We start from the raw sequence: 21,055 nt of genomic DNA, 5'->3' as shown, positions 1-21,055 counted from the left end.
GTCCGAAAACGCGGTAACAGCATCGGGAGGAAAAGATGCAGATCCGCGCCGCCGTCCTGCGCACGTCTCCGGTCAGCAAACCCTACGCAGACACGCGCCCTCTGACCATTGAAACGGTTCACCTTGCGCCGCCCCAGGCTGGCGAGGTGCTCATCAAGGTGGCGGCGGCCGGCCTGTGCCATTCGGACCTCTCCGTCATCAATGGCGACCGTCCGCGGCAGTTGCCCATGGTGCTCGGCCACGAGGCGGCGGGCGTTGTGGTGGAGACGGGCGCAGGTGTCGATGATCTCCATGCCGGCGACCATGTGGTAATGAGCTTCGTGCCCACCTGCGGCACCTGCCCTTCCTGCATGGAAGGCCGGGCGCAACTGTGCGGGCCGGGACAGGCCTCCAACGGCGCGGGAACGCTGCTCGGCGGTGGCCGCCGGCTGAGGTGCGACGACGGTACCGACGTCTACCATCTGTGCGGCATCGCCGGTTACGGCGAATATGCGGTGGTCTCGCGCCGCTCCATCATCAAGATCGACAAGGAGATGTCGCTCATCGACGCCGCCTTGTTCGGTTGTGCGGTGATGACCGGTGTCGGCACGGTGGTGAACACGGCCGGCGTGCGGCCGGGCCAGAGCGTCGCGGTGGTGGGCCTCGGCGGCGTGGGCCTTTCCGCGGTGATGGGCGCGGTGGCGGCGGGCGCAGACCAGATCGTCGCGCTCGATCTGTCGCCGGCCAAGCTCGACCTCGCCCGCCAGCTCGGCGCCACCGACACCTTCCTCGCCAGCGACGCGGACATCGTGGAGGCGGTGAAGGAGGCGACCCGTGGCGGCGTGGACCACGCCATCGAGATGGCCGGCTCCGCCCCCGCCTTCGAGCTGGCCTACAAGATCACCCGCCGCGGCGGCACCACCACAACGGGCGGCCTCGCCAATCCCAATGCCCGCATCTCGCTGCCGCCCGTGCACCTCGTCGCCGAGGAGCGCACCATCAAGGGCAGCTACATGGGCAGCTGCGTGCCGCCGCGCGACATCCCGCGCTTCATGGCGCTCTACAAGCGCGGCAAGCTGCCGGTGAACCGCCTGCTTTCCTCCACCGGGCCGCTCGACACCATCAACGAGAATTTCGACCGCCTCGACCGCGGCGAGGTGGTGCGGCACGTCATCGTCTATTGAGGAGAGAAGGGGCCGCGGCGGCGCGGCCCCTTTCCTTCCCCGGCGGATCGCCTAATCTGCCGCGAGTTCCCGAGGAGAAGTCATGCGCGTCGCCATCCGTCTCGCCGCCGTCGCCGCGCTGGCCATCGCTGTTTCCGGCTGCGACAAGTGCGGCAACTGGTTTGGCCAGGGCACCCCGGTGGGCAAGCCCGGCGCCTGCCAGTCGTCGACGCCCAGATAGACCCTTTCGGGCAGGCGGACCTATCGCGCCTGCGGATTGAGCACGGCGCCCCGTGCCGCCTTCAGCCGTGCGATTTCAGCGCGGATGGGGGCGAACGGACCGAATTTATGCTGGCTCTGGGGAAAGCTGTCCGCATAGGGGCCATAGGGCGTGTCCACCGGCTTCTCGAGCAGGTTCGGGAAGTCGGCGGCGAAGGCGGCCCGGGAGGGTCGGGGCTGGCTCACCACGTAGGCCGCTACGTCCCATGAGTCCTCTGCCGACAACACGGGCATCAGCCAGTCGGTGCCGTTGGGCATGTTGTCGTGGACGAAATTGGCGATGGTCGTCAGGCGGTTCATGCCGGCACCGTCATTGAAGCTGTCGGGGCCCCACAAAGGCGGCACGCCATAGCCGAAGCTCGCATCCACCGGATTGCGCCGCAGCCCCTCCCCGCCGGCGCGGTGGCAGAACAGGCAGTTCTGCGCATAGACGCGCGCGCCGCGCTGCGGATCGGCAGCGCGGTCAAGCTCCGGAAGGGCCCCAGCCCCCGCACCCTCGATGCGCGCATCCTTCGGCAAAGCGGAGGAGAGCACGCGGAGATAAGCCACCAGTGCCTGCATGGGCCGGGCATCCCGTGGCATGGGCCGCCCGTTCATGGAGCGCATCATGCAATTGTCGAGACGATCCTCCAGGGTCGCGACCTGCCCCGTGCGCGTGGAATAGGCCGGGTAGTCCGCGGACGCCGCAACCAGCGGCAGGCCGAATTTCTTAAGCCCAGCGTCGAGGTGGCAGTTCGCACAAGCGAGGTTGTTGCCGGCGAACCGCATGGCCGGATCCGCGGCATCCGGCCCGATATGGCGCGCGCTCGCCTCCAGCACCGAGCGACCGTAGCGCACCAGTCGGCCATAATCGTCATCGGGCAGGAGGTCCACATCGGGAACGTCCCACATGGCGATCCGGGCATTCGCGGCGGCTGCACTCGCCGCCTCCCTGCCGGGCGGGACCGGGGCCTGCTGGGCAACAGCCGCACCCGTGGCGAGCGTCAGCGCGAGCAGCGCGCTGGCCCATCCGATCCGTCCCCTGGTGACGCGGCTCCAAGCCCTCATGGCATCCCCCCGCCGGGCGCAAACGCCCGCAATTGTTGCGTTGGCGCCGCGGCGCCGCTATAAGCGCGCCTTCGTCCGCGGCATGCGCCCCCCTGGAGGCGTGCCGACGGTCGAAGGCGTGTGTCCGCTGTGTGAATCACGCGCCATTCTCGGACCCATATCGAAGTTAGGACAAGTGCCATGACTGCCATCAAGGAACTGAAGGCTGTGGCGCGCCCGCGGGCCGGCAAGGGGGCCGCCCGTGCCGAGCGCCGCGCCGGGCGTGTGCCCGCCGTGATCTACGGCGAGAAGCAGGACCCCATCACGATCTCGCTCGACTTTATCGAGATCAACAAGATCATCTATGCCGGCCACTTCCTCACCACCCTGTTCGAGGTGGACGTGGACGGCAAGAAGCACCGCGTCATCCCGCGCGACTACCAGCTGGACGTGGTGAAGGACTTCCCGGTTCACGTGGACTTCCTGCGCGTCTCCAAGGGCGCGACCGTGACGGTCGAGGTTCCGGTGCACTTCGTGAAGCAGGAAGCCTCCCCGGCGCTCAAGGCCGGCGGCACGCTGAACGTGGTTGCCCACACCGTCGAGCTTGAGTGCGATGCGGAGAACATCCCCGCCGCCATCGAGGTCGATCTCACCGGCGCCGAGTTCGGCGACGCCTTCCACCTGTCCGCCCTCAAGCTTCCGGCTGGCTCCAGCTGGGCCGGCCAGGGTGACGACACGCTCGCCACCATTGTCGCCCCCGTGGGCGCCGAGGAAGAGCCGGCGGCGGAAGAGCCGAAGGCCTGAGCTGATCGCTGACCAGTACCGGGCGCCGCGCTTGTTTAAAGCCGCGGCGCCCCGTTTTCCGGGCCGGAGATCCGCCTCATGTTCCTGTTCGCAGGGCTCGGCAATCCCGGCCCGAAATATGCCGGCAACCGGCACAATGTGGGCTTCATGGCGCTCGACGCCATCTGCCGCCGCCACCGTCTCGGCCCCCTGCGGCGCCGCTTCCAGTCCGCCGCGGCGGAAGGCGAGATTGCCGGCGAGAAGGTCATCGCGCTCTTTCCCGAGACCTTCATGAACGAGAGCGGACGGGCCGTCGCCGAAGCCCAGCGCTTCTACAAGATCCCCCTCGACCACATCTTCGTCTTCCACGACGAGCTGGACCTGCCCCCCGCCAAGCTGCGGATCAAGAAGGGCGGCGGCAACGCCGGCCATAACGGGCTGAGGTCCATCACCGCCCAGTGCGGCAACGATTACTGGCGCATCCGCCTCGGCATCGGCCATCCCGGCGACAAGGCGCTGGTGCACGCCTACGTGCTCAACGACTTCGCCAAGTCCGAAAAGGGCTGGGTGGATGCCGTCAGCGACGCCTGTGCCGATTTCTCCGAGCTGCTGGTGAAGCAGCGCCCCGACGAGTTCCAGAACCGCGCCCACCTCTTCCTTGAAGCCCAGGGCTTCGGGGAGCAAAAAAGGGTCGGCGAGAAGGGCTGAGACCCGGCGCAAGCTTCGGCGGGTTGCGCACCCAAGGCCCGAGGGGCTATGCGATCCCCCAACGGCCGCCGCGCGGCCCGATCCTTATCTCCATCCTGCAGCCGCCCCGGCGGGCGGGTGCAACTGCTGAGCGTTCCATGGGCTTCAAATGCGGCATCGTCGGGCTTCCCAACGTGGGCAAGTCCACCCTTTTCAACGCGCTCACCCAGACGGCGGCGGCGCAGGCGGCGAACTATCCGTTCTGCACCATCGAGCCGAACGTGGGTGACGTTGCGGTGCCCGACCCGCGCCTCGACACGCTCGCGGAGATCGCCGGCTCCGGGCAGATCATCCCCACCCGCCTCACCTTCGTGGACATCGCCGGCCTGGTGCGCGGCGCCTCCAAGGGCGAGGGGCTCGGCAACCAGTTCCTCGCCAACATCCGCGAGTGCGACGCCATCGCCCATGTGGTGCGCTGCTTCGAGGATGGAGACGTGACCCATGTGGAAGGCAAGATCGCGCCCGTGGACGACATCGAGACCATCGAGACCGAGCTGATGCTCGCCGACCTCGAATCCCTGGAGAAGCGCGCCGCGGCGCTGGAGAAGAAGGCCAGGACCCTGGACAAGGAGGGCAAGGACACCCTCGACCTCATGACCCGCGCCCTGGTTCTGCTGCGCGAGGGTAAGCCCGCCCGCTTCGCCGAGGTGAAGCCGGAAGAGGAGAGGATGTTCTCCCAGCTGGGACTGATGACCGCAAAGCCCGTGCTCTATGTGTGCAATGTGGAGGAGGCCTCCGCCAAGGCGGGGAATTCCCTCTCGGCCCAGGTGTTCGAGCGGGCGAAGCTGGAAGGCGCCATGGCGGTAGTGGTCTCGGCCAAGATCGAGAGCGAGATCGCGGTTCTCCCTCCCGAGGAGCAGAAGGAATACCTGGAGGCCATCGACCTGGATGAGCCGGGCCTCAACCGGGTGATCCGCGCCGGCTACGACCTGCTGCACCTCGTCACCTATTTCACCGTGGGGCCCAAGGAGGCCCGTGCCTGGACCATCACCAAGGGCACCAAGGCCCCGGCGGCGGCGGGCGTGATCCACACGGATTTCGAGAAGGGCTTCATCCGCGCCGAGACCATCGCCTTCGACGATTATGTGAAGTTCAAGGGCGAGGCCGGTGCGCGCGAGGGCGGCCGCTTCCGCCTGGAAGGCAAGGACTATGTGGTCGCCGATGGCGACGTGCTGCACTTCCGCTTCGCCAACTGAGGCTCCGTGATGGTCGGGGCCGGGCCGCAGTTACTTGGCCGCTTCACCTTCACGGCCGAGGAGATCGTACGCTTCGCCCGCGCCTACGATCCCCAGCCCTTCCATGTGGATGCGGAGGCGGCCGCCGCCTCCCCCTTCGGCACCCTCATCGCCTCCGGCTGGCATACGGTCTCAACATGGATGGGCCTGTTCGTGCGCGCCCACGGCGCCACGGCTGAAGCCCTCCCCCCCGACCATGCGGCGGCGATCGCACCCGTGGGCGTCGGCTTCGGCCTGACGGATCTCAAATGGCTCGCCCCGGTGCGCGCCGGCGACACCATCACCTTCTTCACCGAAATCCTCGACGCCCGCCCCAGCGGCAGCCGCCCAGGCTGGACCATCTACCACCGCACCGGCAGCGCCCGGCGGGAGGATGGGACCGAGGTGATGCGCTTCGCGCTGAGGCATCTGGCACCGGATGCGCGATAGCTCGGCGACCGGCAGCACGCCTTGGTCAACACGCGCTACCGCGCAACCTGTCCGAATATCACGACGACGGCTTGCTCCCGGCGCTCCATCGTGAAGGCGGCTATGGATTTCCGGTCACCCCGACCATCCGCGACCTTCTCGTGGGGCGCGACAAGGACCTCTTTTGAGCCTGACGCGCCGGTATCCCCACGCCCAGCTTGACGTTTGCGTCATCCTCGCCTTCCATCGGCCTCCAACGACAGGGAGGCCGCCTTGCCCGACATCTTCTTCGAAGATTTCATCATCGGTGAGGTGAAGACGTTCGGCTCGCACAAGGTCACGGAGGAGGAAATCCTCGCCTTCGCGCGGGAGTTCGATCCCCAGCCCATGCATCTCGATGCGGCGGCGGGCAAGGCGTCCCTGCTTGGCGGGCTGGCGGCATCCGGCTGGCATTCCTGCGCCATCATGATGCGGCTCATCTGCGACGGCTTCCTGCTGCGCACCGCCGGCCAGGGCTCGCCCGGCGTCACCGAGAACAAATGGCTCGCGCCGGTCTTTCCCGGTGATGTGCTCACGCTCCGCCGCACCGTGCTGGAGAGCCGCACCTCCAGGAGCAAGCCCGACATGGGCCTCGTGACCTTCCGCTTCGAGCTTCTCAAGGCCGACAAGAGCGCCGCGGTCGATCAGACCTGCGTGTGCATGATCGGCCGTCGCAACCCGGGAGCGCGCCTCGCATGATGTATTTCGAGGAGGTCGAGGCGGGCGCCACCGCCGCGCTGGGCAACCACACCTTCACCGAGGCGGAGATGCTGGCCTTCGCCCGCCTCTACGATCCCCAGCCCTTTCATGTGGACCCCGAGGCGGCCCGGCGCAGCCCGTTCGGGGCGCTGGTGGCGTCGGGGTGGCATACTGCAGCCATGTGGATGAAGTGCTTCGTCGCCTCCAACATGGCCCTGCCCATAGAGGCGTCGAAACCCGGCGAGGAAAGCGTGCCGGGCGGCGGCTCCTTCGGACCGGCCTCGGGCTTCACCAAGCTCAGATGGCTGAAGCCGGTCTATGCGGGCGATACGATCTCGTTCGCCACCGAGGTGCGGGACAAGATCACCATCAAGTCCCGGCCCCAATGGGGCTTCCTGCGCACCTACAATTCCGGGGCGAACCAGTACGGTGATCTGGTGATCGACTTCGAGAGCACCGTGCTGATGCGGCGCCGCCCGTGAGGGCGGCCTACCCTTCCAGTTCCTCCTTGAGGATTTCGAGCCGCAGCCATTCCTCTTCCGCCGCATCCAGGGCCGCCTGAGTTTCGGCGAGGGCCGCCGAGGCCTTGTCGATGCGCGCCGGGTCGCGGGCATAGAGCGCGGGGTCGGCGATCTCGGCGGCGAGCTTCTCCAGCTTCGCGCGCAGGTCGTCCATGGTCTTCGGCAGCGTCTTGAGCGCGTGCTGCTCGTGGAAGGAAAGCCTGCGCTTGGCCGCGCCGGCGGGCGTCCTGCCGGCCTCGGGCTTGGACTCGCCGGCCTTGGCCTTCTGCGCGGGCGCGCCCTTGTCGCGCGCCTCCACGCCCCGGCCGCGCTGGGACAGCATGTCCGAATAGCCGCCGGCATATTCGCGGAACACGCCATCCCCTTCCGCCATGATGACGCTGGAGACGGTGCGGTCGAGGAAGTCACGATCGTGGCTGACGAGGATGACGGTGCCGGGATAGTCCGCCACCATCTCCTGCAGGAGATCGAGGGTTTCGAGATCGAGATCGTTGGTGGGCTCGTCCAGCACCAGCACGTTGGAGGGCAAGGCCAGCGCCCGCGCCAGCATCAGCCGGCCGCGCTCGCCGCCGGAGAGGACGGAGAGGGGTGCGTTGGCCTGCTCAGGGGTGAAGAGGAAGTCCTTCAGATAACCCATCACGTGCTTGGGCACGCCGCCCACCTGCACCTGGTCGGAGCCGCCGCCGGTGAGGGCGTCGCGCAGGGTGGTGCCGGGGTCCAGCGCCGCGCGCTTCTGGTCGAGGCTGGCGACTTCGAGATTGGTGCCGAGTCGCACCGTGCCCGAATCGGGGGCAAGCTCGCCGGTGAGCAACTTGATGAGGGTGGTCTTGCCGGCGCCATTGGGGCCGATGATGCCGATGCGGTCGCCGCGCAGGATACGGGTGGAGAAATCCTTCACCACCGCGCGGTCGCCGAACGACTTGGCGATGTGCTTCGCCTCGATGACCAGCTTGCCCGAGGCCTCGGCCTCGCTCACCGCCAGCTTGACGTTGCCGACCGCGCGACGCTCCTCGCGCCGGTCCTTGCGCATGGAATGCAGAAGGCCGAGGCGCCGCACGTTGCGCTTGCGCCGGGCGGTGACGCCGTAGCGCAGCCAGTCCAGCTCCGCGACGATCTTGCGGTCGAGCTTGTGGCGCTCGGTCTCTTCCTGCTCCAGCACGTCGTCGCGCCACGCCTCAAAGGCGCCGAACCCCTGCTCCAGCCGCCGCGTCTGCCCGCGGTCGAGCCACACGGTGGCGCGGGAGAGGGTTTCCAGGAAGCGCCGGTCATGGCTGATGAGCACCATGGCGGACTTTAAGCCCCTCAACTCGCTTTCCAGCCATTCGATGGCCGGCAGATCGAGATGGTTGGTGGGCTCGTCCAGCAGGAGCACGTCCGGCTCCGGCGCGATGACGCGCGCCAGAGCGGCCCGGCGGGCCTCGCCGCCGGACAGATGGGCCGGGTCTTCCTGTCCGGTGAGGCCCAGCTCCGTGAGGAGATATTGGGCGCGATAGGCATCGTCGCCCGGCCCGAGACCGGCTTCCACATAAGCGAGCGTCGTCGCATAGCCGGCAAAGTCCGGCTCCTGCGGCAGATAGCGCACCGTGCAGCCGGGCTGGAAGAAGCGCGTGCCGGAATCTGGCTCGATCAGCCCCGCCGCCACCTTCAGCAGCGTGGACTTGCCCGAGCCGTTGCGACCGACGAGGCACACCCGTTCGCCCGCCGACACGGAAAGCTCCGCGCCGTCGAGCAGGGGGGTGGCGCCGAAGCGCAGATGGATGTCCTGGAGGAGAACGAGCGGAGGAGCCATGGGGCCGGATTAAAGCCCAATGGCCCGGAACGCAAAGGCCGTTCGCGCGGAACGCCGCTTTGCGCCGCTCGTCTCACAGGACGCAAAGATGAGCGCGTCGCACCGTATTACACGGGCGGCGAGCACTCTCGCGAACCATCAATGTACGGTGGACGTCGGATTCAGCTTCGACATCTGGTCCTTGAGAACCAGCTTCTTGCGCTTCAGCTCTGCGACACGAAGAGGATCCGAGGCGGGGCTGTTCATTTCGCGGTTGAGCTCCTGCTCGATGGCCGCGTGACGCCGCTTCAGTTCCTGAAGGTGCGACTGGATGGACATTCTTAGCCACTCCCTGTCTGCAACACGACATCAGTCTGTCATGGAGCCAACCAAGAGTCGACCGCCTTGTCGACCGACTTCTCAAGCCGCTTTCCGCCCCTCCGGCGACCTCCCATCTTGCGGCGCGGCAAGCCCGTGCCATAGTCATTCCAAATGGGGGCGAGTGGGCGGCGGACCCGCACGCCGGTGACAGGACCGGGCATGACGAGCGACGAGGAACGGGATCTCAAGGTCCACCTGGAACGCCTGAAGCAGGAGCATCGCGATCTCGATGCAGCGATCGAGGCGCTCACCAGCGTGTCGGGATCGGACATCCTGCAGATTCAGCGGCTCAAGAAGCGCAAGCTGCAGCTGAAGGATCGCATCGGCCAGATCGAGGACGAGTTGTTCCCCGATATCATCGCCTGAGCGGAGGCGTGGGGCGGGCGCGAGGCCGGGCCTCCTGAGGAGGCGCCGGTGCGCGGACGCCGGGCGTGCCCGGCATCCGTCAGTCGCACGGAAAATCAGAGCTGGGCGAGCAGCGCGGTGGCGCCGGAGGCGTCGGCCTTGGAGGGCACGTCCTCGACATTGAGCGTCTTCACCACGCCATCCTCGACCACCATCGAATAGCGCTTGGAGCGCACGCCGAGGCCGGCGGCCGAGCCGTCGAAGGTGAGGTCGAGCGCGGTCGCGAAGGATGCGTCGGGATCGGCCAGGAACAAGATCTTGCCGTCGGAGCCGGACGCCTTCTCCCAAGCGCCCATGACGAAGGGGTCGTTCACCGAGACCACGGCAATGGCGTCCACGCCCTTGGCCTTGATGGCGTCGGCCTCGTGCACATAGCCCGGCAGGTGGTTCTTGTGGCAGGTGGGCGTGAAGGCACCCGGCACCGCGAACAGCACCACCTTCTTGCCCGTGAAGATCTCGTCGGTGGTCTTCGGCACCGGGCCGTCCTCGGTGGGAACACGGAAGGTGGCGTTGGGCAGTTTGTCGCCGACCGAAATGGGCATCGTCTTCTCCACATATTTGGGCGTTCGCGCCCGCGCCGACAATACGGCCTTTTGACCGGGAGAAAAGCGCCCGCGCAGGCTGAAGCGTCCGAACTCAGCGCGGCGGAATGGGCGGGACGGGAACGGTCGTGACGATGGCCTTCGGGCCGTCCACGAGGGTCAGGGTGAGCGGCGCGCCTGAGGGCTCGGTCCCGGCGGGAATCCCGTCGAGAGGCAGGTCGAAACGGGCGGCGCCGTCCGGCAGCATGGTCTTCTGCGGCAGCGGCAGCGCCCAGCGCGCGGGCCCCTCGGCAAAAAGGTCAGCCTTGGGGTTCTGCGCCTTCACCTCGATGACGACACGGGGCGGCGTGGCGGACGCATCGAGCGCGACCGTTTGAACGGATGTGGGCTCCGCCACGCCAAGCGGGCGCTCCACCGGGAGGGCCGCGCGGGCCGCCGCGATGCGAGTCGCCTCGGCCCCCGCATCGCCGCCGAGGGCAATGGCGAGGTCGGCGCGCGCGGGCATGCACAGCGCCTCGCACACCGCGAAATCCAGCGCGAGAGCAAGTCGGGCCGGCTTGTCCTTGTCCTTCAGTTCCACCTTGAGCGGGAACAGCACAGACCCCTTGTAGCCGATGGCAAAGCCCCCGCCCCCGTCGGCGAAGCGCTTGGGCGCCGGCCATTCCATGGTCACGCGCGCGATGTTCTCCGAGCCGCTCCAGTCCAGCGTCGGGGGCACGCCGCTGTCGCCGGGATAGCGCCAGTAGGTCTTCCAGCCGGGCGCGAGCTTCAGCTCGATGCCCGCATCCGCGTTGATGCCGGAGACGGCACCGGCCATCAGGATCACATCGGCGCCCGGAACCTTCACCGGCGGCGCGCTCGCGGCCCGAGAGGCAGGCGATAGGACAGCAAGCATCGCGCAGGCGAGGGATGCGCGGGCAAGAAGGCGGCGAGACGGGCCGCGAGACGATGATGAGAAGGCGGCCGCGCGCAAGGCGCCGGGGAAGCGCGGAGGGGTCGATGTCATGACCTTCCGGGTACCTTCTCGCGGCCCCGACGCAAAGCCCCATGCCGTCCCCATGGCGCGCACAAGCGTGTGAGCCGCCCCGGGCAGCCGCGCCGGCGGGGCGCGTCAAAGCCGCCGGCGTTGCAATCCGCATTTCCAAGACGGCCGAACGGCGGTAGCCTTTCTCCATGACTGCGAGCCAGAACCACACGATCGACGGCGGGGGGTCGGGTTTCCTCGATGGGCAGATGCTCATCGCCATGCCGACCATGCGCGACGAGCAGTTCGCCCGCACCCTCGTCTACATGTGCGCCCACTCTCCGGAAGGAGCCATGGGCATCGTGGTGAACCAGCCGGCGAGCCACATCGACTTCACCGACCTCCTCGTCCAGCTGGACGTGGTGCCCGCCTCCGAGCGCATCCTGCTGCCCAGGAGCGCAGGCACCGTCAAAGTGCTGCGCGGCGGGCCGGTGGAGACGGGACGCGGCTTCGTGCTGCACTCAGCGGATTATTTCGTCGAGAATTCCACGCTGACCATCGACGACGGCATCTGCCTCACCGCGACGCTGGACATCCTCAAGGCCATCGCCGGCGGGCACGGACCGCGCAGCGCGGTGCTGGCGCTCGGCTATGCCGGATGGGCGCCGGGCCAGCTCGAAACCGAGATCCAGGCCAACGGCTGGCTCAACTGTCCGGCCGACGCGGACCTGATCTTCGGCGCGGGTGTGGAGACGAAATACGACAGCGCGTTGCGCAAGCTCGGTATCGTGCCGGGCATGCTCTCCAGCGACGCCGGCCACGCCTGACGGCGCTTCGCGCGGGGTTTGTCGCCTTTTCGCTCAAGCGCCGCGCGGGCTTCTTGCGTTGCCTCGCTCAAGCGCCGCGCGGGCTGGAGGGGGCGCCGCTCAGGCCGGAAAGCGGGCATAGCTCAGTAGCTGTCGCCCCAGCGGCGCGGGCGGTAGAAGGTGTGGACGCCGATCTTGTCCAGCTTCCGCATCTCCCGCACCCAGCTCGGATGCACCCAATAGGCGTGGTAGTGGGTGGCGCGACCGATGGAGGCGAGCCAGAGCTTGCCGTCCAGCATGTCGGCGGCGATGTCCTTGGCCTGCACCCACATGTCCGGCTCGCGCACCACATCCTTCACGTCATCGCAGGCGAAGGTGAACTGGCAAGCGAGGTGCCTGTGGGCGTTCTGATAGACCGCCCCACACACGTCGTTGGGGTAATAGCCGGAGAACACCCGGTTCACGATGACCTGCGCCACCGCGATCTGGCCCCGCTTGGGCTCGCCGCGGCTCTCGAAATAGATGGCTTCCGCCAAACACTTCTGGGCCCGCGCCAGCTTCTCGCCACCGAGCTCCAGCCGCTGGGCCGGCGAGGGCCAGATGCCGTCGCTGGGCGCGGTCTCCAGTTCCACGGTGCTGTCTGGCGAGACGAGGTCCGCCTCGCCCTCGGCATGCGGGGACGGATGCGGCACATAGCCTTGCTCGGCGAGGGCCGCATACTGGAACGCCAGGGCCGGAAACAGCACCGGATCGCGGCTGAACACCGCCACCGGGTCCTGATGCGGCACGGGACGCACGAGTTCCGTACCACCCCCAAAGTCGTTGATCGCGTCTTCCGGCGCATCCTCGCGCGCCAGTGCCTCGGCAGCGCGGCGGGCCCGTTCCAGATCGGCCGGGACTTCTTCCGCCGCAGCGACCCGCGCGGCATCCTGGATGAGCGGCAGTTCGAGGACGATGTCGAGCGCCAGCTCAAGATAGGCGCCCGACATGTCGTGGTGGCGCGGCGGCTCGGCGGTTTCGCTCTCCGACAGAACCAGCGGCGGAGGAAAGGCGAAGGCGTCGTCATCCGCCGGGCTGGCGGCGGGCGATGAAGAGAATGAAGCGGACGCCAGCGCGGGCGCGATGAGGTCGGACGGTTCGACGCCCGTTCCCACGCCTTCCCGAGCACCATCCTCGCCCGCAACCTCCATCACCGGCTGGGCGGCAACGGCCGCGGCGCGGGCGCTGTCGTCGGAGACCGGCGCGAGGGAGGCAGTGACGATGGCGCCGGGTGCGACAACACGGCGCGCCGGCTTGGCGGCCTCGGCGCGCGCCTCCTTCGGAACCTCCGGCAGGCCGGTACCGACCGGCTGGGGCAGATCGAGCGTGGCGAGCTTCAGCGCCCGCGCGGAACCCGGCCAGAGGCCGAGACCTGAGCCCGCCGTCGCGCCCTTCGGCGCCCGGCCGGATGCGTCGTCAGCCCCTGCCCCGCAAGGCGTTGCGATGATGAAGGCGGTGGCGACGAGAAACGGCGACAAAGCCCGTCCGGCCCTCGGCCATCGATCCCGACAAATTCCCATGCGCCAGCCCTTGCCGAGACTTCATGTCCCCAATAGGGCGCCGGACCGTTGCCGGCCGGCGACACGCAAGAGCATTGTCCAATCAGTCTTGCCTGGAGGTTAATTCCCGCGCCAGCTCTGCTTCACGAGCGAACGGGCCCTCCGAACGCCGGGGGATTTTGCGTGCCCGTGCAAGGCCATGGGTGCCGAAGCGGACGCGCACCGCCTCCTCCACCCATTTGTCCTCCTGCGACGCACGCTGCGCCGCGCGGCGGTCTCCCGCGTCGAGAAAGGCGCCATGGGCCGCGACCGCCGCCTCGAAGGCGTCGAGCCCCTCCCCGGTCGAGGCCGACAGGCGGATCACCGGGACCGTCCAGCCGGCGGAGGCGGAACCGGCCAGCGACAGCGCCCCGGCAACCTCGGACGCTGCGCGGCGGGCAACCTCGGTCATGTCGGCCTTGGTGACGACGATGATGTCGGGCAGTTCCATGACACCCGCCTTCATGAACTGAAGGCTGTCGCCCGAGGCCGGCTGGATGCACAGCACCACCGTGTCGGCGACGAGGGAAATGTCCGCCTCCGACTGGCCGACGCCTACGGTCTCGACGATCACCAGATCGTAGACGGCACGCAGCAGCACCACGGCGGCGATCGAATCATCGGAGAGACCGCCGAGCCGGTCGCGCGCGGCCATGGAACGCACGAACACGCCCCGGTCGTCGGGATCGGTCTTCATCCGCGCCCGGTCGCCGAGCAGCGCACCGCCGGTGCGCCGCGACGACGGGTCCACCGCCAGCACAGCCACCGTGCGCCCGGCCGCGCGGGCGCGGCGGACCAGCGCATTGGTCAGGGTCGATTTGCCCACCCCGGGCGGCCCGGTGAGCCCCAGCACCTCAGCCCGGCCGGCGCGGGCGGCGGCATCAAGCAGCGCCACAAGGTCGGGCTGGCCGCGCGCCGTCTCCACCAGCGCCAGCGCGCGGGCGACGGCACGTTTTCCCCCGGCGGCCAGCGTGGCGAGATCTGGCACGATGGAGGTGCGGGGGCGGTCTGGGGCGTCGGCGGGAGCAGGCTCGGGCGGCATGGCGTCAATCTATCTGCCGCACTGCGGGAGGCAACACGGCCGTGCCCGCGCCAACGGAAAAAGGCGCCGGCAAAAGCCGGCGCCTCTCCCACTGATCGGATCCGTGCGGGGGAACGGAACCGATCAACAGTCCTGAGATCGAAGATCAGCCGCAGTAGCCGCGCGACACCTTGACCACGTTGCCGTTGGTCTGGCGCAGGTAGCAGCGGCCGTTGTTGCCCCAGAAATAATAGGCGCGGCGCTGGTCCTGCTGGTTGCCGATGATGGCGCCGGTGGTACCGCCGATGATGGCACCGGCCGCGGCGCCGCCGGCATTGCCTGTCACCGCGCCGCCGATCAGCGCGCCGGCCGTGCCGCCGATGAGCGCACCGCCCACAGTGTTGTTCTGGGCACTGGCGGTGACGGCGGAGCCGGCAAGGAGGGCCCCGGCCAGGGTGAAGGCGGTGAACGCGCCGAAGGCGGCTTTACGGGTCGACATCTTGATCCTTTCCGCATCCGCCGGGCGTCGGCCCGCGGCGTGCTGCGATGGCACCTGATCTAGCAAAGGCCACATGAACGCCAGATGAGCGGGTCGTTCGGGCGGCATGCAGCTTCGTCCAAGGTTCGAAGCCCGGCAAGCCGGCCTCGGGCACCTCCCCGGCGCAGCGGCGCGGCCAAGTGCGGGAACAGCTCTTGCATCTGCAACAGCTCTTGCATCCGCAAGGCGCTCCGGGCAGGCTCGCGCGCCCGGTACGAACCGGCTCACAGCTTCGTGTTCAGGACAGGTCAATGAGTGAACGCAACCCCTTCGGCGGGACCATCAGCCACCTCTCCCCGTCGGAGGTCCGACAGGGTCTCGCCGATGGCAGCATCCTTCTCGTGGACGTGCGGGAGCCGAACGAGATTCAGGCCGAGCGCATTCCCGGCGCCGTCAGTTTTCCGCTGAGCACCTGGAACCCGGCCGCTCTGCCCGACCCGGCGGGCAAGCGGCTCGTCTTCTCCTGCCGCTCCGGCCAGCGCTCGCAGCAGGCCGCCGCGGCCGCGCAGAAGGCGGGGCTCGCCTATGAGGAGCACATGAAGGGCGGCATCCTCGGCTGGCGCGAGGCCGGCTTCGAGGTCGAGCGCGGCTGAGGCGCGCGCTGCTTTGACCTTCCGGACGGGCCGGAGGGTCAAAGCACTTGGAATTGGAGCGCGACCGCTCAGGCGGTCGCGGCGTCCAGCTCGGCGATGATGGCCTTGCCCATCGCCTCGGTGCCGATGGTCTCCATGCCGGGCGCGGCGATGTCGCCGGTGCGCTTGCCGGAGGCGAGCACGCCCGCGATGGCCTGCTCGATGCGGTCCGCCACCGCGCCCTCGTTGAACGAATAGCGCAGCGCCATGGCCAGCGAGCCGATCATGGCGATGGGATTGGCGACGCCCTTGCCGGCGATGTCGGGGGCGGAGCCGTGCACCGGCTCGTAGAGCGCCGCGCGCTTGCCGGTCGCCGCATCCACCGCGCCGAGCGAGGCGGAGGGGAGCATGCCGAGCGAGCCGGTGGCCATGGCCGCGAGGTCGGAGAGGATGTCGCCGAACAGGTTGTCGGTGACGATCACGTCATACTGCTTGGGCCAGCGCACGAGCTGCATGGCGAGCGAATCCGCCAGCGCGTGCTCCAGCTCCACATCCTTGTAGGCGCGGGCGTGCAAGTCGGTCACCACCTGCTTCCAGAGCACGCCGGAGCGCATCACATTGTGCTTCTCGGCGGAGGTCACCTTGTTGCGGCGGGTACGGGCCAGCTCGAAGGCGACGGCGGCGATGCGCTCGATCTCGTAGGTGTCATAGACCTGCGTGTCGATGGCGCGCTTCTGGCCGTTGCCGAGATCGGTGATGGTCTTGGGCTCGCCGAAATAGACGCCGCCGGTCAGCTCGCGGACGATGAGAAGGTCGAGCCCCTCCACCACCTCGCGCTTGAGGGACGAGGCATCCGCCAGCGCCGGATAGCAGATGGCCGGGCGCAGGTTGGCGAACAGCTGGAGATCCTTGCGCAGGCGCAGCAGGCCCGCCTCGGGGCGGGCCTCATAGGGCACGTCCGCCCACTTGGGGCCGCCGACCGCGCCGAGCAGGATGGCATCGGCCGCCTTGGCGCGCACCATGGCGTCCTCGGAGATGGCGGCACCGTGCGCGTCATAGGCGCAGCCGCCGACCAGATCCTCCTCGATGGCGAAGGAGGCGAGGCCCGCCTGCTCCAGCCACTGGGCCACCCGTTTCACCTCGGCCATCACTTCGGGGCCGATGCCGTCGCCGGCGAGCAGGAGGAGCTTGTGGGTGGCCATGGGTCGTTTCCTCGGGTCTTGATTTACGCTGCGGCATCGCGCCGTTTTTCAGGCCGCCCTGAGGGCGGCGGCTCGGCGCGGAGTGCTAGGGCCTCGCCGGGCCGATGGCAAGGAGGATCACGTCCGCCGGCACTGTTCAGACCCCTTTCACGAATGCGGCGAAAGCCTCCGCATGGTCCTTGTGCCAGCGCGACAGCGGCGGCCGGTTCTCGATGATGTCGCCGGCCGCCCAGGCGATGCGCTTTTCGTCGAGCGCTCGAGGCACGTCATTGTCCGGGCAGAGGATGTAGAAATCCCCGGCCTCCAGCTTCTCCAGCAGGAAGTCCACGGTCTGCGCGGCGGTCCAGGCCCCCGCCGGCTTTTCCGTTCGCCCGCCGGCCGCCAGAGGGGTGAAGACGAAGCCGGGGATGAACAGGCGGGCGGACACCAGGCAACCCGGCGTGTTGCGCAGTTCGTGCTCCAGCGCCTCGGTGAAGGCCTTCACGCCGGCCTTGGACACGTTGTAGGCCGGGTCGCCCGGCGGGGTGGTGATGCCCTGCTTGGAGCCGGTGTTGACGATAAGGCCCGGCCGGCCCAGCGCGATCATCTTCGGCCCGAACGCCCGGCAGCCGTGGATGATGCCCATGAGGTTCACGCCCAGCACCTTCTCCCAATTGGCGAAGGGGCCGAAAATGGCGCTCCCCGGCTGCACGCCGGCATTGTTCATGAGGAGGTCCGTGCCGCCGAAGCGCCCGGCGACGATTTCTTCCAGCCGCTCCAGATCCTCCGGCCGGCTGACGTCGGTGGCGACGGCGAGAACGTCGCCGGCCCCGCCCGGCGCCACGGCCGCCACCCGAGCCGCGGCGGCATCGAGCTTTTCGCCGGGCAGGTCGGCGATGGCCACCTTCAGCCCGCGCGCGGCGAGCTTTTCAGCGGCGGCGAGCCCGATGCCGGAGGCGCCGCCGGTGATGACGGCGACGGCGCCGGACGAGAGCGCGGGATGGGTCATGACGGGTCTCCGTTCGGGTTCGCGCGGTCAACGTCGTGTGGCGACTAAGGCTCCGCCGACGATGAGCGCGCAGGCCACCGCCAGCGCGAGGGACGGCGCCGAGAAGCCGGTTGCAACCAGCAGCAACGTGGACAGCACCGGCGCCGCATAGGACCCGACGCCCAGAAGGCGCACGTCTCCCCGCTTCATGCCGATGTCCCAGGTGTAGAAGGCGAGCCCCACCGGCCCGATGCCCAGCAGCACCACCGCCGTCCATTCCCCCGTCGAGGCGGGCCACACCGTCTCCTCCCACGCGAGATGGCAGAGGCCGGCGAGCACCGCCGTTGCGAGGCAGAAGCCGGCCACCGCCTGGGTCGGCACATCCGCGAAATGGCGCGAGGCGACCGAATAGGACGACCAGATGAAGGCGCAGGCGAAGGCGGCGAGATAGCCCGGCAGAAACCGCATCTCGATGCCCGAGAAGCCGCCCTTGCCGGCGAGCAGCACCACGGTGCCGGCAAAGCCCATCAGCGCGCCGATCACATGCACGCGCCTCAGCCCGCCGCCCGGCAGGAAGGCGGAGAGCAGCACGATCAGCAGCGGCCAGAGATAGGCGATCAGCCCCGCCTCCGCCGCCGGCGCCAGCTTCAGCGCGGTGAAATAGAGGAAATGGTACCCGAACAGCCCGCCCACGCCGTGGAGATAGGCCAGCGGCCGCTGCTTCAGCACGGAAAGCCCCGGCCCGGCGAGCGCCGCGCCCAAGCCGACCGCCCCGCCGATGCCGAAGGTCAGCGCCGTCAGCAGAAAGGGCGGCACCTTCCCGGTCGCTGCCGTGAAGAAGGCGAGCGTCGCCCACAGCAGGATGGCGAGGAAGCCGATACGGGTCGCCGTGGCGGAGGACATGCCGGAAGACATGGAGCGATCAGGGGCCGAGGAGGTCGATGAGCGCGGGAATCAGCGGCTCGTCGGCCGGCGGCATGGGAATGTCGCGCAGGCGGCCGGCCCGCAGCCATTGCAGCGCCTGATGCTCCTTCTTCTGGATCACGCCCTCCCAGCGGCGGCAGATCCAGAGCGGCATCAGGAGGTGGAAGGTCTCGTAGGGGTAGCTCGCGAAGGTGAGGGGGGCGAGGCAGGCCTCCTTCACCGTGATGCCGAGTTCCTCGTGAAGCTCACGGATCAGCGTCTCCTCCGGCCGCTCCCCCGCCTCCATCTTGCCGCCGGGAAACTCCCAGAGGCCCGCCAGCGCCTTGCCCTCCGGCCGCTGCGCCACCAGCACGCGGCCGTCACCATCCACGAGGGCGCAGGCGACGACGAGGGTGATCTTGAGGGGGGTGGTCATTCGGCATTCCACGAGACATCGAGAGAAGCGCGGACATCCACGGGCTTGATGCCCGCGGGCATTTCGGTCCGGATGCGAACAACGTCGTCGGACTGGGGGCCGCTGGCGATGGCGCTGCTTGAGCCCGCGAGCAGCGCAAACAGGTCGCGGCTGGGAATGGAAATGCGAACCATGCGACCAAGCTTCAGGCCCGCCATGGCCGCCAGCCCCTCGGCCTTCCGCCGGGCCGCGTCGAGGGCGGCGCGGCGTGCCAGTTCGGCGCCGGCGGCGGGATCGAGCACGCGATACTGTATGGGATTGACCGCACTCGCGCCGTTGGCGCGGGCCTGTTCCGCGAACTGGCCCGCCTTGGCGAGATCGGTGAAACGGACCTCCATTCTGGTCGTCGCAAAAAAGCCGGTCACAGTGGTGGGGGACGACGTGCCCTGCTCGGTCCGAACGTCGCCGGGAAGCGGATAAGTGGTCGGCCCCCTCCTCGGCGTGACGCGGACAGGCTCGGACTGAATATCCTTGTCCGCCACCCCGAGGCCCTTAAGGAGCGCACCGACCTGCGCAACGTCATGGGCGTTGCGCTCCGTCGCCACCGCTGACGTCTCTTCCGTGCCGGAGACCGTAATCACAACCGTCGCCTCATCCGGCGCGACGGAAACGATGGCAGCCCCGTTCACTTCGATCAGCACCGGCTCCCGCGCGGGCGGCTCGGCCATCGCCTTCCCGGCGCCGAGAGCGGCCAGAACCATCGCGAGGGCAACCGCCCTCACGAACGGTAATCCCCGTTGATCGCCACATATTCCTTGGTCAGGTCGCAGGTCAGCACCCGATCGGTGCCGCGCCCCAGGCCGAGGTCGACGGAGAGGTCGATCACCGCGTTCTTCATGTATTCGGAGACCGCCGCCTCGTCATAATCGGGATCGCGGGCGCCCTCGTTCGCGACGCGGATGTCGCCGAAGGAGATGGAGAGGAGGTCGCGGTCGGCGGGCTCGCCGGCCTTGCCCACCGCCATCACCACGCGGCCCCAGTTGGCATCCTCGCCGGCCACCGCCGTCTTCACCAGCGGCGAGTTGGCGATGGACATGGCGATGCGCCGCGCCGACTTGTTGGAGACGGCGCCCGTCACGGTGATGCGCACCAGCTTGCGGGCGCCCTCGCCGTCGCGGGCCACCTGCTCGGCGAGGTCGGCGAGCAGCTCGGTGAGCGCGCGCTTGAACGCCTTCAGCGCGGGATCGTCGATGTCCTTCACCGTCTTCGCGCCACGCTCCTTGGCGGCGCCGGTGGCGAACAGGAGGAGCGTGTCGGAGGTGGAGGTGTCGCCGTCGATGGTGACGGCGTTGAAGGTGGTCTTCACGCCCTTGGAGAGCAGCTTCTGCAGCACGTCGGCGGCAATCGGCGCGTCGGTGAAGACGAAGGACAGCATGGTCGCCATGTCCGGTGCGATCATGCCCGCGCCCTTGGCGATGCCGTTGATGGTCACCGGCACGTCGCCCAGCAGCACGGTGGCGGTGGCGAGCTTGGGGAAGGTGTCGGTGGTCATGATGGCACGCGCGGCATCAAGCCACGGCCAGTCCACCAACTGACCCGCCGCCTCGGTGAGAGCCGCCTCGAACTTGGTGGCGTCCAGCGGCTCGCCGATCACGCCGGTGGAGGCGAGCAACACTTCGGTGGGCTTGCAGCCGAAGGCCTTGGCGGCGAGGTCGGCGGTGAGGCTCGTCGCCTCCCGCCCCTTCATGCCGGTGAAGGCGTTGGCATTGCCGGAATTGACCACCAGCGCCCGCGCCTTGCCCTTCTTCAGTAGCTCGCGGCACCATTCCACCGGGGCGGAGGGGCAGAGCGAACGGGTGGTGACGCCGGCCACCGTGGTGCCGGGCTCGAACGCCATGGCGAGGACATCGGTGCGACCCTTGTAGCGGATGCCCGCCGCCACCGTGGTGAAGGTGACGCCCGGCACGGGCTTGAGCTCGGGCACGAACGTCGGTGCGAGGGGAGACACGGTGGTCGACATGGGCAGTCCCCGTTGATGGCGCGTCACCTGTGCCGCAGCTTAGGGCGATAGGCAAGGGAGACGAGAGCGGGGGAGATGCCGGAGAGCACCGCCAC

At 68.7% G+C, this 21,055-nt stretch carries 25 protein-coding genes; 11 read left to right on the top strand and 14 right to left on the bottom strand.

From position 1 onward, the window contains the following. The first annotated feature begins 35 nt into the window (after positions 1–35). On the top strand, positions 36–1,163 hold the full coding sequence (locus J2126_RS14945; RefSeq protein ID WP_209487705.1) for a zinc-dependent alcohol dehydrogenase family protein: 1,128 nt from the start codon (positions 36–38) through the stop codon (positions 1,161–1,163). An 82-nt stretch (positions 1,164–1,245) separates the two neighbouring features. After that, the gene (locus J2126_RS14940) at positions 1,246–1,383 is read left to right on the top strand and encodes a hypothetical protein (protein ID WP_168462333.1); all 138 of its coding nucleotides are present in this window, start codon (positions 1,246–1,248) and stop codon (positions 1,381–1,383) included. 20 nt (positions 1,384–1,403) lie between these two features. On the opposite strand, the gene J2126_RS14935 is transcribed toward J2126_RS14940, so the two are convergent. Beyond that, positions 1,404–2,468: a c-type cytochrome gene (locus tag J2126_RS14935; RefSeq protein WP_209487704.1), complete on the bottom strand. Its 1,065-nt coding sequence runs from the start codon at positions 2,466–2,468 to the stop codon at positions 1,404–1,406. A 180-nt stretch (positions 2,469–2,648) separates the two neighbouring features. On the opposite strand from J2126_RS14935, the gene J2126_RS14930 reads away from it, so the two are divergent. The 6 genes from J2126_RS14930 (at position 2,649) to J2126_RS14905 (ending at position 6,840) form a co-directional block, all read left to right on the top strand. Further along, positions 2,649–3,251 carry a 50S ribosomal protein L25/general stress protein Ctc gene (locus tag J2126_RS14930; RefSeq protein ID WP_209487703.1) on the top strand — a complete coding sequence of 201 codons (603 nt, stop codon included), beginning with the start codon at positions 2,649–2,651 and terminating at the stop codon, positions 3,249–3,251. 78 nt (positions 3,252–3,329) lie between these two features. Beyond that, complete coding sequence (gene pth / locus J2126_RS14925; RefSeq protein WP_209487702.1) at positions 3,330–3,938, top strand: aminoacyl-tRNA hydrolase; 609 nt, start codon at positions 3,330–3,332, stop codon at positions 3,936–3,938. 137 nt (positions 3,939–4,075) lie between these two features. Next, complete coding sequence (gene ychF / locus J2126_RS14920; RefSeq protein WP_209487701.1) at positions 4,076–5,173, top strand: redox-regulated ATPase YchF; 1,098 nt, start codon at positions 4,076–4,078, stop codon at positions 5,171–5,173. 9 nt (positions 5,174–5,182) lie between these two features. Continuing rightward, entirely contained in the window at positions 5,183–5,641 is a 459-nt protein-coding gene (locus J2126_RS14915) for a MaoC/PaaZ C-terminal domain-containing protein (protein WP_209487700.1), read from the top strand. Positions 5,642–5,893: 252 nt separating this feature from the next. Then, positions 5,894–6,358, top strand: a complete 465-nt coding sequence (locus J2126_RS14910) for a MaoC family dehydratase (protein WP_209487699.1) — start codon at positions 5,894–5,896, stop codon at positions 6,356–6,358. Beyond that, the gene (locus J2126_RS14905) at positions 6,355–6,840 is read left to right on the top strand and encodes a MaoC family dehydratase (protein WP_209487698.1); all 486 of its coding nucleotides are present in this window, start codon (positions 6,355–6,357) and stop codon (positions 6,838–6,840) included. The genes J2126_RS14910 and J2126_RS14905 overlap by 4 nt, the downstream gene beginning before the upstream one ends. A 7-nt stretch (positions 6,841–6,847) precedes the next feature. Here J2126_RS14905 and J2126_RS14900 read toward each other — a convergent pair whose 3' ends face one another. Both J2126_RS14900 and J2126_RS14895 read right to left on the bottom strand, forming a co-directional pair. Continuing rightward, positions 6,848–8,668, bottom strand: a complete 1,821-nt coding sequence (locus tag J2126_RS14900) for an ABC-F family ATP-binding cassette domain-containing protein (RefSeq protein ID WP_209487697.1) — start codon at positions 8,666–8,668, stop codon at positions 6,848–6,850. 138 nt (positions 8,669–8,806) lie between these two features. Continuing rightward, complete coding sequence (locus tag J2126_RS14895) at positions 8,807–8,986, bottom strand: YdcH family protein (protein WP_024277333.1); 180 nt, start codon at positions 8,984–8,986, stop codon at positions 8,807–8,809. Between the two features lie 201 nt (positions 8,987–9,187). On the opposite strand from J2126_RS14895, the gene J2126_RS14890 reads away from it, so the two are divergent. Continuing rightward, positions 9,188–9,394: a YdcH family protein gene (locus tag J2126_RS14890; RefSeq protein ID WP_024277332.1), complete on the top strand. Its 207-nt coding sequence runs from the start codon at positions 9,188–9,190 to the stop codon at positions 9,392–9,394. 95 nt (positions 9,395–9,489) lie between these two features. Here J2126_RS14890 and J2126_RS14885 read toward each other — a convergent pair whose 3' ends face one another. Both J2126_RS14885 and J2126_RS14880 read right to left on the bottom strand, forming a co-directional pair. After that, positions 9,490–9,975 carry a peroxiredoxin gene (locus tag J2126_RS14885; protein ID WP_209487696.1) on the bottom strand — a complete coding sequence of 162 codons (486 nt, stop codon included), beginning with the start codon at positions 9,973–9,975 and terminating at the stop codon, positions 9,490–9,492. A gap of 94 nt (positions 9,976–10,069) precedes the next feature. Beyond that, positions 10,070–10,822, bottom strand: a complete 753-nt coding sequence (locus J2126_RS14880) for a protein-disulfide reductase DsbD domain-containing protein (RefSeq protein WP_209487695.1) — start codon at positions 10,820–10,822, stop codon at positions 10,070–10,072. Positions 10,823–11,148: 326 nt separating this feature from the next. On the opposite strand from J2126_RS14880, the gene J2126_RS14875 reads away from it, so the two are divergent. After that, on the top strand, positions 11,149–11,766 hold the full coding sequence (locus J2126_RS14875) for a YqgE/AlgH family protein (protein WP_209487694.1): 618 nt from the start codon (positions 11,149–11,151) through the stop codon (positions 11,764–11,766). Positions 11,767–11,888: 122 nt separating this feature from the next. Here J2126_RS14875 and J2126_RS14870 read toward each other — a convergent pair whose 3' ends face one another. The 3 genes from J2126_RS14870 to J2126_RS14860 all read right to left on the bottom strand — a co-directional run bounded on the left by J2126_RS14870 (position 11,889) and on the right by J2126_RS14860 (position 14,842). Further along, complete coding sequence (locus tag J2126_RS14870) at positions 11,889–13,262, bottom strand: cell wall hydrolase (protein WP_245327346.1); 1,374 nt, start codon at positions 13,260–13,262, stop codon at positions 11,889–11,891. A 124-nt stretch (positions 13,263–13,386) separates the two neighbouring features. Beyond that, positions 13,387–14,364, bottom strand: a complete 978-nt coding sequence (gene meaB, locus J2126_RS14865; RefSeq protein WP_209487693.1) for a methylmalonyl Co-A mutase-associated GTPase MeaB — start codon at positions 14,362–14,364, stop codon at positions 13,387–13,389. A 145-nt stretch (positions 14,365–14,509) separates the two neighbouring features. After that, entirely contained in the window at positions 14,510–14,842 is a 333-nt protein-coding gene (locus tag J2126_RS14860; RefSeq protein ID WP_209487692.1) for a glycine zipper domain-containing protein, read from the bottom strand. A 290-nt stretch (positions 14,843–15,132) separates the two neighbouring features. Between J2126_RS14860 and J2126_RS14855 the strand changes: the two genes are divergently transcribed. Next, a complete protein-coding gene (locus J2126_RS14855) occupies positions 15,133–15,474 on the top strand; it encodes a rhodanese-like domain-containing protein (RefSeq protein ID WP_209487691.1) in 342 nt (113 codons plus the stop codon). A 68-nt stretch (positions 15,475–15,542) separates the two neighbouring features. On the opposite strand, the gene leuB is transcribed toward J2126_RS14855, so the two are convergent. From leuB to argJ, 6 genes are all read right to left on the bottom strand, one after another. Continuing rightward, positions 15,543–16,655: a 3-isopropylmalate dehydrogenase gene (gene leuB / locus J2126_RS14850; protein ID WP_209487690.1), complete on the bottom strand. Its 1,113-nt coding sequence runs from the start codon at positions 16,653–16,655 to the stop codon at positions 15,543–15,545. 136 nt (positions 16,656–16,791) lie between these two features. Beyond that, a complete protein-coding gene (locus tag J2126_RS14845) occupies positions 16,792–17,643 on the bottom strand; it encodes an SDR family NAD(P)-dependent oxidoreductase (protein ID WP_209487689.1) in 852 nt (283 codons plus the stop codon). A gap of 27 nt (positions 17,644–17,670) precedes the next feature. After that, complete coding sequence (yddG, locus tag J2126_RS14840; protein ID WP_209490196.1) at positions 17,671–18,525, bottom strand: aromatic amino acid exporter YddG; 855 nt, start codon at positions 18,523–18,525, stop codon at positions 17,671–17,673. Between the two features lie 19 nt (positions 18,526–18,544). After that, positions 18,545–18,961 carry a (deoxy)nucleoside triphosphate pyrophosphohydrolase gene (locus J2126_RS14835; RefSeq protein ID WP_209487688.1) on the bottom strand — a complete coding sequence of 139 codons (417 nt, stop codon included), beginning with the start codon at positions 18,959–18,961 and terminating at the stop codon, positions 18,545–18,547. After that, on the bottom strand, positions 18,958–19,722 hold the full coding sequence (locus J2126_RS14830; RefSeq protein WP_209487687.1) for an SIMPL domain-containing protein: 765 nt from the start codon (positions 19,720–19,722) through the stop codon (positions 18,958–18,960). The genes J2126_RS14835 and J2126_RS14830 overlap by 4 nt, the downstream gene beginning before the upstream one ends. Continuing rightward, positions 19,719–20,960, bottom strand: coding sequence for a bifunctional glutamate N-acetyltransferase/amino-acid acetyltransferase ArgJ (gene argJ / locus J2126_RS14825; protein ID WP_209487686.1), 1,242 nt, complete (start codon positions 20,958–20,960; stop codon positions 19,719–19,721). Before argJ ends, J2126_RS14830 begins: the two co-directional genes overlap by 4 nt. Positions 20,961–21,055: the final 95 nt, after the last annotated feature.

Origin of the sequence: Xanthobacter flavus (assembly GCF_017875275.1) — a bacterium.
In the GTDB taxonomy this organism is placed as follows: domain Bacteria; phylum Pseudomonadota; class Alphaproteobacteria; order Rhizobiales; family Xanthobacteraceae; genus Xanthobacter; species Xanthobacter flavus_A.
The sequence above is the reverse complement of the archived record's forward strand: the minus strand, read 5'-3'. Positions and strand labels throughout refer to the sequence as shown.